The sequence below is a fragment of the Acinetobacter sp. AR2-3 genome, assembly GCF_001878775.1.
GTDB lineage: Bacteria > Pseudomonadota > Gammaproteobacteria > Pseudomonadales > Moraxellaceae > Acinetobacter > Acinetobacter lwoffii_D.
This window is the reverse complement of the sequence record NZ_MJIQ01000051.1, coordinates 26,038-39,609: the sequence shown is the minus strand read 5'-3', so window position 1 is coordinate 39,609 and position 13,572 is coordinate 26,038. Positions and strand designations below refer to the sequence as shown.

Here is a 13,572-nt window from a genome sequence, read left to right as displayed (position 1 = left end):
TGTTCTAATTCTATAGAGAATAGCTTCAATAAAATTGCGTAAATTTGAGTTGTGGTGAATGGATAAATTACGCAGAATAACTTTCAACTTTTGCCAGTGTTGATCTGTCAGCATGGTACGAGGCATAGCGAATAGTAACATTGGGTTTGGCGATTTGATTTTACTACTTCGCTATTTTTTTAAGCTAAAAGTGTCAACACACCCTAGGATATATAAATCAATGCCAGTTCTAGCAATCCAGCATAGACTCAGTGGATTTTACTTTTTTTACTATGCGATTGTTGGGGCGTTCATGCCTTTTTGGAGTCTGTATCTTGAAGATCAAGGCTTCAATTATCAGGAAATCGGGATTTTATCTTCTATTGCGATTGTTACCCGATTCTTTGCTCCCTTAATTTGGGGCTGGATTGCAGATAAGTCCGGTAAACGCATGTTGCTGGTGCATATTGCCACCTGGATGGAAGCCTGTATCTGGTTCATGATTTTTATCATTCCCAATAGCTTTCAATCTGTAGCTTTACTGATGCTGATTTTCAGTTTTTTTCAGAATGCTATTCTGGCACAGTTTGAAGGGGTGACTTTGTTCTGGCTCGGAGAAAAAAGAGCAGAACTGTATGGCAAAGTACGAAAATGGGGGTCTGTCGGCTTTATTATCGGTGTATTCGGCTTGGGCGCCGTCTTTGAAATTATTAGCATCAGTATGTTACCCGTCTTGTTGCTGAGTATTTCATTTCTGGCCTTTCTTTGGTCATTTACCATTAAAGAGCCCACGACAGCGCCTACCGCCCAGAAACAGCTCGAACCCTTATGGCCGATATTCAAACGCCCAGTCGTCTATAGCTTTTTCCTGATTGAATTGATTCTGCTATTTTCACACGCGCCATTCTATAGTTTTTATAGCAATTATCTCAGTCAGTCGGGATTTAGCACCAGTCAGATCGGGCTGCTCTGGTCAGTCGGAGTCATTGCGGAAATAATCATGTTTGCCTATGCGACGTTCTTTCTGACACGCTGGTCGTGGCGTCATCTGGTCACGCTATGCTTGTTAATGACCGGATTAAGATGGTTCATCGTCGGGATATTTCCTGCTTCATTCATGGCACAGTTTTTTGCCCAAACGATTCATGCTTTAAGTTTTGGTTTATTTCATATGATCGCGATGCGGGTGATTTTTCAGAACTTCTCTGCAGGGCAGCAAGGACGTGGACAAGCGCTCTACAGCACCATGTGGGGGATTGGTGTGGCGAGCGGCAGTATTCTGGCTGGGCATTATTGGGATCAAGTTGGCGGCACATCTATTTTTATCGCTGCTGCAGCATCGACCTTGCTTGGCTTATTACTGATTTTTGGATTGCCAAATAAGGTCGAACTGCAAAAACAGGCTTGAAAATATCATCTCAGTATTAAATACGGATTTTGGCGTATTGCCCAAACCACGGTTGTGCCTGCTCCAATTGGGCTGCCAGTTGTAGTAGCAGATCCTCACGGGCAAATGGTGCAATAAACTGTGAACCGAGCGGCAGGTTTTGTTCATTCCAGTACAGCGGTACAGACATCGCCGGGAGTCCGGTAATATTGGCCAGTTGCGTGAAAGGCACCCATTTCAGATTTTCTTTCACAATCTGGTCGACCAGTTTACCTTGCGCCAGCAAATGTGCTTTATTTAGTTTCAATAAAGCTTTAAGAATCGGTTTCTGCCAGTTTGGTGTTTTGACCTCACCATTTTTTGGCGCCACTGTCGCCGTTGCAGGCGTCAGGTACAGATCATAATTATCAAAGAAATGATTCATCTGGGTTACATATTGACCCCAGTTATTCAGGTTCTGGATATAATCAATCGCGCTGGTTTTGGCCCCAAAAGCTGCCAGCGCTAAAGAGTCCAGTTCAAAATCATTCGATCTAGACGGATAGCCTTTCTGAATTTCATCCAGCATAAATGAAAACTGGCTAAACCAGGTGGTAATAAAATCCTTGGCCAGTTGCATGCCATTAATGGCTGGGCGGTCTTCGACCACTTCATGGCCCAAAGATTCTAGCAATTTGGCTGTTTGTTCAATGGCTTTAATGGCATCCTGGGAAACAGGTGTGCCAATCGTAGAATAAGTGCTAAACGCAATTTTCAGTTTTTTTGGCGGTTGCTGAATCACATCCAGATAATGATGCTGTGGACGCTGAATCTTAAACAGTGAACTATGATCTTCACCATGGGTGGCATCCAGCATTGCAGCACTATCCCGTACCGTTTTGGTCAGTACATGCTGAATCGCGGCGCCATGCATGGCTTCACTCATTTGTGGTCCCCAAGGCGTGCGGCCACGACTCGGTTTCAGGCCAAACAGGCCGCAATAGGAAGCGGGGATACGTATCGAGCCGCCACCATCACCAGCACCCGCAATTGGTACAATTCCGGCAGCCACGGCAGAAGCGGAACCACCGGACGAGCCGCCGCTATTATGCTGTAAATTCCACGGATTTTTACAGCTGCCCCAAGCATCTGGTTCAGTAATACCTTTAATCCCAAATTCAGGAGTATTGGTACGTCCAAAAGTCACAATCCCGGCTTTTTCCCAGCGATTGACAATCTCGGCATTGGTCTTGGCGATATAACCAATCCGTTTTAAGCCCTGACAACCATAAGAAGTTGGATAACCGGCATATTCCTGAAACAGGTCTTTAACCAGAAAAGGCACACCGGCAAAAGGTCCGGACAGATTTTGCTGGCTCCGTTTCAATGCATGCTCATGCATCGGAATAATAATTGCATTTAGCTCGGGATTGGCAATTGAGCTACGCTCTAGTGCAGCAGATAAAAGTTCACTTGAATGTACTTGTTTATTGGCGACCAGATCAGCCAGTCCTAAACCGTCATATTGCAGATATTCTTCAAATTTCATTGCCATTCCCTAGTGTTGCTGCTTCAAGGTTGTAGATCATTTAGGCTCAAGATGCAAGTACCACCTGATTGCGCCCACGATGTTTGGCCTGATACAAAGCTTGATCTGCAATATTGATCAGGTTTTGCAGGTCTTGGGCCTGGGGTTCATTTTGATGGGTGATACCTACACTCACTGTAATATACAGGGGCGAGCCATTTGATTGATGCATCGGGGTTTTTTCCACGAGATCACGAATCCGTTCTGCAATGAGCCGCGCTTCTGAGGGTTCGGTATTCCAGAGTAGCAGTACAAATTCTTCTCCACCAATCCGTGCAAAAAGATCTTGAGCACGTAAATTGTTACGTACAATCTGCGCAAAGTGTTGCAGGACTTTATCACCGACATGATGGCCAAAATCATCGTTCAGACGTTTGAAATGATCAATATCCAGCATGATGACCGAAAATTCCATTCTGTTGGCATATTGCAGTAAATATTCACCTTTCTGAAAGAAAAAATGACGGTTCATGGTGCGGGTCAGACTGTCATGATTGGCCAGATACAAGACCCGTTTAAACAGCTCATTGCGGTTTTGGCTGATAATACACAGGATGAGCGGAGATAAGGCCAGCATAAACAGCCCGATCCGGAGTGAAATATAAATCGTAGAATCTGCCAGGATGGTGTGATTGGTGGCGTAAAACTGCGTCAGGCTGTAATAGGTCAGGATAATCACAAAAGCGTTGATCATGGTCATAGTAAACAGACGATAGGTCAATGCAGCCCAGATCAGTGCAGCCAGAGGGTAGAGCATTGCGCCCGGGCCTGCAAAAATATTGGTAATGATGAGACAGGCCACGACTGAAGATGCAGGTAAAAAATAGCTGAAGTAATTACGTTTTTGACGACGGTTTTTAAATAAGTATTGCATGTCTTTTATTCTTGGGAATGCCAAGATTAAAGGGAGAAACACAATATAATTCACCATTTCACCGGTCCACCACAGACCAAAATCAATCCATAAATTTTCTTTGGTCATGAATGAATTGGGTAGATTGGGCAAGGTGAGAACTGCAAAAGCCGCACTGGCCAGACAGCCGGCAAAAGCGAAGATGCCAAATAAATGAACGAAGGTATAACCGGTATTATAGTATTTGTAATTAATCTTGAAATATCGAATAAAAAATATCGAGACAATAGTACTGATCAGATTAGACAGGGTAAGAAACATGCTCTGTAATAGGCTGTTCCCGGTGACCAGATCTGCAAACATAAAAGCACTGAATGCACCGAGCCAACCTCCCATATTATTTAAATGTGGAAAGCGTAAGAACAGGGCTAACAAGGCAGCATTGGCCGGCCACAATAATGCCAGGTACTCAATCGGTCTGGTTGCGATCCCAATAAAACAACAGACTAAAACAGCGAAAACAATGACAAAATAAGCGTAGGTTTCATGATTTAATTGTTGTTCTGTTATTCGAGCTAATTGCAAATTTAAAATCCTATTCAAATTTCTAAGTGTGAATGATCACTTTGTTCAGCAACTAAGTTTGACCCAAAATATAATTTTATTGTTTGATTAATCTGTTATTAATACGAACTATTAAGATTCTTATATACGAAATATATACAAAAAAAGTCAGAAAGGAAATCCATCTTTTTAAACAATGTGATAAATAATTTCTGACTCTGTATTGAAATTGCGTTAGAGCGGGACACGATCCCAAAAAATATGATAATTTAGAATCAATTGTTAACAAGATGCCGGTAAATATGAAAAAAATATGTCTTAGCCTTATCTTACTCATGAGCTCACCTTGGCTAATGGCGACAGAAAATAAAAAACCAGCAAATGCTCCTGCTAAAGCTGCTGAAATCCCAAATACATTTACTGTGAAAACCCGTCCGGAAATTGTCGGATTGTGGGGAATGGAAATCCCGAATAATAAAAAATGTATCGAATATTATAATTTTAAAGGCAATAATAATGTGGTGATTAAAAGTGGCGATGAGTGGACGTCGGGGCTATATGACTATCAGCCGGCACAGGATCCTTCGCAGCAGATTCCAGCGCTGATTCTGCAAGTAAAATATGACAATAATGAAAAAGACTGTTCAGGCAATCAGGTGGATCAGTCTGGTGAAATTTCGCAATATTTTGTGAAATGGCAAAACCCTTATACCATTAACTTCTGCGCCAATGAAAAAGCCGAACAATGTTTTGCTGTGCTCAGACGCGTATTGCCTTAAATTGCAAACAATAAAAAAACCGCTGAATGACAGCGGTTTTTTTATGAGCTTTGATTTAAGCTTTGTCTTCAGCACCTTCAAGCTGCTTTAACAAATGCTTCTCTAGGTAATGAATATCCATTGCCTGTTTGCAGAAGTTTTTATCCTGAAGGATTAAATCTTTATGCAAAGGAATATTGGTTTTAACGCCAGTCAAAATCATTTCTTCCAAAGCATTTCTCATTCGAGAAATAGACGTCTCACGATCCTTACCATGCGAAATCAGTTTGGCAATCATTGAATCATAATACGGTGGAATGCTGTAGCCTGGATAAACATGCGAATCTAAACGGATACCTGCGCCGCCTGGTGCATAGAAGCTCTCAATCTTGCCGGGTGAAGGCAAGAAGGTTGATGGATCTTCTGCGTTAATACGGCATTCAATCGCATGTCCTAAAACCTTGACATCTTCTTGCTGAATATCCAGACCTAAGCCACCAGCAATACGCAATTGCTGTTCGATAATATCGATACCGGTCACCATTTCAGTTACCGGATGTTCAACCTGAACACGCGTATTCATTTCAATGAAGAAGAATCCATCATCTTCAAACAGGAATTCGAATGTACCTGCACCACGATATTGCATCAGTTTACAGGCATTGACACAGGCTTCTAGAATATCAGCACGTGCTTGCTCTGGTAAGTTCGGTGCTGGTGCTTCTTCCAGTACTTTTTGATGGCGACGCTGTAGTGAACAGTCACGATCATACAGATGAATCGCATGACCATTACCATCAGCAAGTACTTGCACTTCGACGTGACGTGGCTTTTGCAGGAAACGTTCCATATAGACCGTATCATCACCGAACCACATTTCTGCATCACGCTGTGCAGCCTGAACAGATTCCAGCAGGGTATCGACATTTTCTACGATACGCATACCACGACCACCACCGCCAGAAGCAGCTTTTACAATCAGTGGAAAACCGATCTCTTTGGCTTCAGCCATGGCATTGTGAATCGTTACGGCATGGTCGCAGCCCGGTACTGTTGGTACACCAGCTTTTTTCATGGCAATAATGGCAGAAACCTTGTTTCCCATTAAACGAATATGTTCCGGACGCGGACCAATAAAGATAAAACCAGAATTTTCTACGATTTCTGCAAATTCTGCATTTTCAGCGAGGAATCCATAACCAGGATGGATTGCATCTGCGCCGGTAATTTCAGCAGCTGTAATAATCGCAGGAATATTCAAGTAGCTGTCACTGCTCGCACCAGGGCCGATACATACTGCTTCATCACAGAAACGTAAGTGCATCAGGTCCTTGTCTGCGTCAGAATAGACACCTACAGTTTTGATCCCTAAAGTTCTGCAAGCACGGGTGATGCGTAACGCAATTTCACCACGGTTTGCAATTAAAACTTTTTGCAACATTATAAATCCCCGGGGTGATTAAGCGCGGTAGCGGAAAAGTGGTTGACCGAATTGAATCACTTCACCATTTTTCACCAGAATTTCTTCAATCACACCGCTTTGAGTTGCTTCAATCGGGTTCATGATTTTCATTGCTTCGATAATACCGAGCGTATCGCCTGCAGAAACGGTCTGGCCAACTTTAACAAAGGTCGGCTCACCTGGGCTTGGTGCTGCATAGAACACGCCGACCATTGGTGAAGTTTCAACAGCACCGCGAGGAGATTTTGCTGCTGGCGCTTCGGCTGCTGGTGCAGGCATCGCAGGAACAGCTGCTGCAACCACTGGATTACGACGAGTTAATGCAATCGATTGATCGCCTTCTTTAACTTCGATCGCCTGTAAGTCAGATTCAATCATCAAGTCGATGAGTTTCTTGATTTTACGGATATCCATGAGACAGTATTCCTAATTAAGATTGTGTAGAAGGTTGTATTTTTTCAATGATATAGTCGAGGGCAGCAGCATAGCCTTTTGCACCTAGACCACAGATCACGCCGATGGCTTTATCGGACAAGTATGAATGATGTCGGAATGCCTCACGTGCATGCACATTAGACAGATGGACTTCAATGAAAGGAATGGCAACGCCAAGGAGGGCATCGCGAACAGCAACAGAGGTATGGGTCAATGCTGCTGGATTAATAATGATATATTGAATGCCGTCTTGCTGGGCTTGATGAATTCGGTCAACAATGGCACCTTCCCAGTTGCTCTGGAAAGTATCGAGTTGTAAGGTAGCTTGTTGAGCCTGAGCAATCAGCTGCTGGTTAATATCGTCAAGACTAAGGTGACCATAAACTTCCGGTTCGCGCTTCCCAAGCAAGTTTAAATTCGGTCCATGAATAACCAAAATGGTCGAACTCATCCAGCATGCTCCAATTAAAAAGTATCGGGGTTTGTTTGCAAGATGTCTGCAAACTCTGCTTATTATTGCATGATTTTCTACATTACTATTTATAATTTCTTTGAATTAACGTAGAAAGCATATAGCAAACAGTGGCGCTATAATGAAAACTTTGCAGAGATTTGGCAATGTTAAAAAATTACAATTCGCTGGGTATTCAGATTATTTTCATTGTAAACCCAATTGGCAAAAACAGTTAATATCCTTTATGTAACTGTATCTTCATGTTAACGCTAAATTCTTCCTTTTAGTGATATTTTTAGTTTTGAACAAGAGTTGTCTGGCTGATTTTACTGCAATGTTCGACTTCTATAGCATAGAAAACTCTTTACATTCTGACTTTAGAGTTGTGCTGATTATCCTCTTTATATATAAGCTATCGACCGTTTCTCAAAACTTGACGAAAATTTAAAAATATAAGATAAGACAATATGTTAATGATATTTTCTCTTATTGTACTTGGATTTTCCTAGGTCTATTCTTCCAATATATTGGAATTAATTACATCATTTTCAATTCAAGTATTCATGACAGACACTGTACAAGAATCTATTTCTTCTTCCGGAGATAAAGGTTAAATCTCAGCGGGTTTAAGATAAAACGCTCGACTTATATGCCTCGTATTTATAGACGCATGAAATGACGAATGTGTTCATCTTCAAGCCTTCTACACAGTGAAGCCATTAATCGCCTAACGCTTAGATAGTGGCAAAAACACATACATTTGTTGATATTTTGCTCGTCATCATCTTTGCAGAAGAGTTCAAAAGTATTGAAGAGCGTAAAGATTGAACCAAATAGGTCTGATTGAAGCGGAATACGGGCTTAAAGCAAAATTTGCTCTGTAGTTGCCTCATCTAAATTAACTTCTTGAGCTAATCTTTATATAATCATGCGATTCCTCTCAAACAAGACTTTCTATGACACCTGCATGCAAACTATTAAAAGCCAATAAAATCGAATACAGCATTCATGAATATGAACATGATGCCAATGCCAAAAGTTTCGGGTTAGAAGCTGCTGAAAAATTAGGGCTTTCGGTGGAAGAAGTCTTTAAAACTTTATTAGTCACGGATGATAAACAGTATTTTGTTGCCATATTGCCGGTACATCATCAGTTAAATCTGAAAAAAGTAGCCCAGGCTGTGGGATGTAAAAAACTCCAGATGGCAGATCCTAAACATGCAGAACGTTTGACCGGTTATCTGGTCGGTGGAATCAGTCCCATTGGTCAAAAGAAACGATTAAAAACGGTGATTGATGCCAGCGCAGAACAGTTGGATAAGATCTATGTCAGTGGCGGTAAAAGAGGCTTGGATATTGGATTAAAGCCGGCTGATCTTGCCAAAGTGCTCAATGCACAGTTTGTCGATGTGCTGGATATATAAGATCGGAGTACGATGATCAGCTAAATTCATAGAACCTGAAGTGATAGATTTAAAATGGCTGCATATTTTTTGGTCGGAAATAACAGTAAATAATTTTATACGTTTGTATATTAGATAAGTTAAAACACAGCCTGACTGTGTACACAACAAGGAATGAAAACAAAAATATAAATTATGATGCGGAGCATAATGGATGAAAATTCAAAATAAAAAATGGCCACGGTTCTGTCTAACATTATCTGCGATGGTGATGCTATCTGCGTTGCCGAGTGTACAGGCCGCTTCTGCACCTTCAACTGCACCTGCCAATTCACAGCAGGTTTTCTTTGTCGGAAATAACTGGGATGGCACGGTAACCGTGATTCGTCCATCGGGTGATTTTGGCAAAATAGGCGTCATTAACATGATTCCTGACCGTAAAGAGCGCCTTAAGGAAATTCACCTGAATCCAATCAAACTGATTGCCTATACTTATATTCAGACCACAGCCGGTGAAGGCAATGATCAGTTGGTGGATGATATGTACTCGACACCAGACGGGCAGTCAGTCGTTGCATCACGCCCAAGTTTCGCCGATGTGGTATCAATTAATATCAAAACCGGCAAGATTAACTGGCGGACGCCTGTAGAAGGCTTCCGTGCCGACCATATGGCAGTATCACCAGATGGGCAACGAGTCGCCGTATCTGCATCTTCAGGAAATGTGGTGCATGTACTGGATATCCATACCGGTAAAGAGTTGGGCCGTTTCAGCACTGGCGATAAACCGCATGAAAACATTTACTTCGATGGCGGCAACAAGATCCTGAACTCTGCCATCGGCAATGTTGAAACCTCGATGGATGCACAGTGGCAAGACTTTACTAAAGGTAAGCGTTTTATCACTATCGCAGATGCCAACACGCATCAGGTGCTAAGAAAAATTGACTTCAGACCTGCACTGGATGCATTTGGTCGTAAAGATTTATCCAACTCAGTACGACCAATTGTATTTAGTAAGGATGAAACCAAACTGTATGCCCAGGTTTCATTTTTTAATGGGCTGATTGAGTACGATCTGAATCAGAACAAGATTAGCCGGATCGGACAGCTCCCTGGCAGTGACAGTATCCCGAAAGACCGAACCAAATGGGTGAATGATTCACGCCATCATGGCCTATCAATCAGTGCGGATGGTGAAAAGCTCTGTGTCGCTGGTACCATGGATAACTACGCTACGATTGTAGATCGCAAAACACTGACAGCCGGGAAACTGATTTCTGCAGGTAAACCTTATTGGGCAACGCGAAGCCCGGATGGTCGTAGCTGTGTAATTTCAGAAAGTGAAACAGATGTAGTCACAGTGATTGATTTTGCCACAGGCAATAAAGTGCTGAGTGTGCCGGTAGGAAATCATCCACAACGCGTCCGGATTGGATATGCACCAGCAGACTGGTCAACGCCGTAGTCAATCGTCGATGAGCGAAAAAGACAGCTTTTTGATAAAGGCTGTCTTCTTTAGCTGAGGACATAAAAATGAATGATAAAACAATTCTGTTCTATGTAATGCTCGGATTGCTATTGTTTGGGACTTTAGCCGGTATTGGCTATCAGGTACGACAAGAAATCTATCGGACGAATTTTACTGATCAGACCCATTCTGATCCGGTCCTGCCAGTTGAAAAATCGGCAAGCTATATATCTGTTAACTCTCCTGAGAATAGTCAAACTACGAAGAAGAAACAGAACGATACGGTTGCAAAGCAAAGCGAATTATCAAAGCAACAAGAACAGTTATATCTGGACTTTACTCAGATCATTAACGCTTTAAGTGAGGGACAACGACCAAATCCTCAACAAGTCAGTTTGTTGATCAGTCAGCAACAAAAACTGGTAGAGGCCCAACTGGTGAGCAAGGCCGAAGCGAAAGCACAAATTGAGTTTCTGATTAAAGTTCTGCCTGAAATGGATCATGAATTGCATCGGGCATTGCGAGTATTAGAACAAACTCGAATTTGAAAAATTAGATCCAGATGCATCTTTCATTATTCTAAGCCTAAAAATTGCTCTCATAAAAAAGCCCAAAATATGATTTGGGCCTTTAAATACATACTTTAAAAAGCTAAGTATCTTTATAAACAGTTCGCAGGCTTGGGTACACCAGCCAAACGGCTTAAGTGACGGGCCACCAGACCAGTATTAAACTTTTCTTGAAGCATGGCATTATTGATATCGGCACTGACAGTTTTCATTAAAAATTTAATCAGTGGTCGTGTTGCTGGTGAATGACCAAACTGCTGATAGAACTGACGTACCGCTTGCAGAATTTCAAAATGCCAAGGAGTTAAGCTCAGTTTCAGACTATCGGCCAGCACTTGAGCGACTTCTTCATTCCAGATGGTATAGTCAACCAGATGGCCATCTTGATCCAATTCTAAATTCATATCTAACTCATTTATTATTTCATTGAAATGCAGCGATTAAACTCGAGGCAAAGATCTGCAAAATCCGCATAATTCAAAAGCTTTATCTGATCAGGCAAAGGCTGTACTAATAACTCCGCATCATTTTTCAGTATGTGAATTTTCGGCAAGCTTTGAAGAAATGAATGCTCTAGCAGCAAAACCGCTTCACCCATCAGCACGACCTGATCACCCATTGTATAAGTTTGAGCCAGTTGCTCTAGGATCTGCGCTGTTGCCGAATAGCTGGATTGGATCAGGTAAAGTGTATGATTTGACATTTGTATATCCTTCTTACCAATACAACACATGATCAAAGCTTTGAATAAATTCAGAATTAAGCTCAATAAATTCGATTTCTTGTTCGCTCTGTGTCACAAATGGGGAATTCTGGTTTTTCTGCTCAATCAGAAATGGAGTGAGATCATAAAACTCGAAACTGTCGACCATATTTGATGCCAGTTTGAATGCATGATGCACCTGGTCAAATTGCAGCTCTGAACGCAGCAGACTAAGGGCAGCACCTTGTAGCAGGACTTTAACTTCTGCGCCAAAGGTTGCCAGGACCATGGTAGCTGACAGGCTTTCATGCACCTGCAGGCTGGTCAGATTGGCTTGGGTTAATATAACAAGTACAGATTTCACACAAGATTCCTTGGAAAAGCAACACATTCTAAAAAATGAAACATCTAGAATTGAATGAGACGTTGTGAGGACTGAACAGCATCGGCAAGTTCACCTAAACCGACCAATTCAAAGGCATCTGCCAGATTATGCTGCTGAATATTGTGACGTCGAGCATTGTCCAGATCTGTAATTCCACGTGCCAATGCTGCACTTACACAGACCGGGAGGCGAATCTGTAGCGCTTGCCATGCATGTGTAAGATGACGTTGATCGTCGGGTACCCATTGCAGTGCATTTGCGACCGATACGCCGTCCTGATAGAAGAATACACGGAATGCTTCCTGTTTATCTTGCAAGGCCTGAGCCAAACCCAGGGCATGCCAGGCATAAATGGAAGTCGGTGCGGAGGTAACAAGAATTAAGGTGCTCATCGAAATTCACTACAGGCTTGATCAATAGCAACAGATTGATCTTGGCTTCATCAGAAAGTAGGTAGTATAAATGATTTTAGTGACGGGTGGATTAGGCTTTTTAGGCTCACATATTGCTTTAAGTCTGTTAGCACAAGGACTAGAGGTCATTGTGGTCGATAATTTGGCCAATGCTAACTTACAGATTCTGGAGCGCCTCGAATTTATTTCTGGTATGTATGTACCTTTTATCAAAATTGATATTCGCAATACGCCAGCATTGAACAAAGTCTTTGAGCAGCATTCGATTCAGGCTGTGGTGCATACCGCAAGTTTTAAATCATTGGAAGAATCAGTATTAAAACCACTTGAATATTATAATGATAATGTTAGCTGTATTATGAGTCTCATGCGTGCCATGCAGCGTACCGGCGTGCGTCATCTGGTACATTTATCCAGTCTGGCGGTATATGGACAATCTGGTGCAGACTTAAGCGAAGATCTGCCTTTTAACTTCACTTATCCGAATCCCTATATCAAATCGCAACAAATGGTTGAGGAAATTATCCGGGATACTGCCAAAACTGATAATGAATGGCGGATTGCGATCCTACGTCTGTCCAATATCGCCGGCGCCTTTGAACACGGTGTGCTGGGGGAAGCGGTGCCACCTTTACCGAAAAATATTTTGCCTTTGGCGATGCAGGTCGCTGCACAGCAACGTGAATATCTGGAATTACGCCGTCAGGCCCATACTGCGGATGGCACAGTAGAACGCAGTTTTCTGCATGTCGCAGACTGTTGTGATGCCGTGATCAAGTCCTTGCAATGGCTATCACAACAGCAGGAATTAAAATGTGAAGCCTTTAATATTGCCGGTGAATTGATTTCCATACAGGATTTACTAGATCAGCTGGCTGAAGTGACTCAGTCTGCAATCAAAACCATGGATGCTCTGCCATACCCACATGCGGAAATGGATCAATTGGGGGCGAACATTGGAAAAGCGCGAAATATCCTACATTGGCAACCTCAGCGTTCACTCAGAAAGATGCTTGAGGATGAATGGTTGTTTTATCAGAATATGCTCAGAGGGCAGTAAGTAAGAGTATTCAACTCATATTTGATAATAATTATCATTTACATGGTTGCTGTAATCAATTACTTTAAATAAATAGATTAAATCATTGATATAGAAATTCCTAAGATCA

General features: G+C 42.2%; 15 protein-coding genes and 1 pseudogene. 6 read left to right on the top strand and 10 right to left on the bottom strand.

Features of this window, described 5'->3' with window-relative positions; all coding sequences use genetic code 11:
* Positions 1-126 (bottom strand): annotated as a pseudogene (locus BFN00_RS09770) (IS5/IS1182 family transposase); the annotation flags it as partial.
* Between the two features lie 94 nt (positions 127-220).
* Between BFN00_RS09770 and BFN00_RS09765 the strand changes: the two are divergent.
* The gene (locus BFN00_RS09765; protein WP_071851361.1) at positions 221-1,387 is read left to right on the top strand and encodes an MFS transporter; all 1,167 of its coding nucleotides are present in this window, start codon (positions 221-223) and stop codon (positions 1,385-1,387) included.
* A 16-nt stretch (positions 1,388-1,403) separates the two neighbouring features.
* Here the strand turns inward: BFN00_RS09765 and BFN00_RS09760 are convergent, their stop codons facing one another.
* Positions 1,404-2,894, bottom strand: a complete 1,491-nt coding sequence (locus tag BFN00_RS09760) for an amidase (RefSeq protein WP_071851359.1) — start codon at positions 2,892-2,894, stop codon at positions 1,404-1,406.
* A 46-nt stretch (positions 2,895-2,940) separates the two neighbouring features.
* Complete coding sequence (locus BFN00_RS09755; RefSeq protein ID WP_071851356.1) at positions 2,941-4,371, bottom strand: sensor domain-containing diguanylate cyclase; 1,431 nt, start codon at positions 4,369-4,371, stop codon at positions 2,941-2,943.
* 314 nt (positions 4,372-4,685) lie between these two features.
* Between BFN00_RS09755 and BFN00_RS09750 the strand changes: the two genes are divergently transcribed.
* Positions 4,686-5,129: a hypothetical protein gene (locus BFN00_RS09750; protein WP_005100815.1), complete on the top strand. Its 444-nt coding sequence runs from the start codon at positions 4,686-4,688 to the stop codon at positions 5,127-5,129.
* A 55-nt stretch (positions 5,130-5,184) separates the two neighbouring features.
* Here the strand turns inward: BFN00_RS09750 and accC are convergent, their stop codons facing one another.
* From accC to aroQ, 3 genes are read right to left on the bottom strand one after another with little or no spacing between them, the layout of a single operon-like run.
* Positions 5,185-6,549 (bottom strand): acetyl-CoA carboxylase biotin carboxylase subunit, encoded by a 1,365-nt coding sequence (gene accC, locus BFN00_RS09745; RefSeq protein WP_071851355.1) that lies wholly within the window; start codon positions 6,547-6,549, stop codon positions 5,185-5,187.
* A gap of 18 nt (positions 6,550-6,567) precedes the next feature.
* On the bottom strand, positions 6,568-6,984 hold the full coding sequence (gene accB, locus BFN00_RS09740; protein WP_005107117.1) for an acetyl-CoA carboxylase biotin carboxyl carrier protein: 417 nt from the start codon (positions 6,982-6,984) through the stop codon (positions 6,568-6,570).
* A gap of 16 nt (positions 6,985-7,000) precedes the next feature.
* Positions 7,001-7,456 (bottom strand): type II 3-dehydroquinate dehydratase, encoded by a 456-nt coding sequence (gene aroQ / locus BFN00_RS09735; protein ID WP_005246503.1) that lies wholly within the window; start codon positions 7,454-7,456, stop codon positions 7,001-7,003.
* Between the two features lie 959 nt (positions 7,457-8,415).
* On the opposite strand from aroQ, the gene ybaK reads away from it, so the two are divergent.
* From ybaK to BFN00_RS09720, 3 genes are all read left to right on the top strand, one after another.
* Positions 8,416-8,883: a Cys-tRNA(Pro) deacylase gene (ybaK, locus tag BFN00_RS09730; RefSeq protein WP_071851354.1), complete on the top strand. Its 468-nt coding sequence runs from the start codon at positions 8,416-8,418 to the stop codon at positions 8,881-8,883.
* A gap of 193 nt (positions 8,884-9,076) precedes the next feature.
* Positions 9,077-10,330 (top strand): YncE family protein, encoded by a 1,254-nt coding sequence (locus BFN00_RS09725; protein ID WP_071851352.1) that lies wholly within the window; start codon positions 9,077-9,079, stop codon positions 10,328-10,330.
* A gap of 68 nt (positions 10,331-10,398) precedes the next feature.
* Entirely contained in the window at positions 10,399-10,881 is a 483-nt protein-coding gene (locus BFN00_RS09720) for a hypothetical protein (protein WP_071851350.1), read from the top strand.
* A gap of 113 nt (positions 10,882-10,994) precedes the next feature.
* On the opposite strand, the gene BFN00_RS09715 is transcribed toward BFN00_RS09720, so the two are convergent.
* The 4 genes from BFN00_RS09715 to tusD are packed head-to-tail and all read right to left on the bottom strand — an operon-like array spanning position 10,995 to position 12,382.
* Positions 10,995-11,306, bottom strand: coding sequence for a TusE/DsrC/DsvC family sulfur relay protein (locus BFN00_RS09715; RefSeq protein WP_005246493.1), 312 nt, complete (start codon positions 11,304-11,306; stop codon positions 10,995-10,997).
* Positions 11,307-11,320: 14 nt separating this feature from the next.
* Positions 11,321-11,605 (bottom strand): DsrH/TusB family sulfur metabolism protein, encoded by a 285-nt coding sequence (locus tag BFN00_RS09710; protein WP_004646886.1) that lies wholly within the window; start codon positions 11,603-11,605, stop codon positions 11,321-11,323.
* A gap of 13 nt (positions 11,606-11,618) precedes the next feature.
* Positions 11,619-11,969 carry a hypothetical protein gene (locus BFN00_RS09705; protein ID WP_071851348.1) on the bottom strand — a complete coding sequence of 117 codons (351 nt, stop codon included), beginning with the start codon at positions 11,967-11,969 and terminating at the stop codon, positions 11,619-11,621.
* 44 nt (positions 11,970-12,013) lie between these two features.
* Positions 12,014-12,382, bottom strand: coding sequence for a sulfurtransferase complex subunit TusD (gene tusD, locus BFN00_RS09700; RefSeq protein WP_004280211.1), 369 nt, complete (start codon positions 12,380-12,382; stop codon positions 12,014-12,016).
* Between the two features lie 70 nt (positions 12,383-12,452).
* Between tusD and BFN00_RS09695 the strand changes: the two genes are divergently transcribed.
* Positions 12,453-13,463 (top strand): NAD-dependent epimerase/dehydratase family protein, encoded by a 1,011-nt coding sequence (locus BFN00_RS09695; RefSeq protein WP_071851346.1) that lies wholly within the window; start codon positions 12,453-12,455, stop codon positions 13,461-13,463.
* Positions 13,464-13,572: the final 109 nt, after the last annotated feature.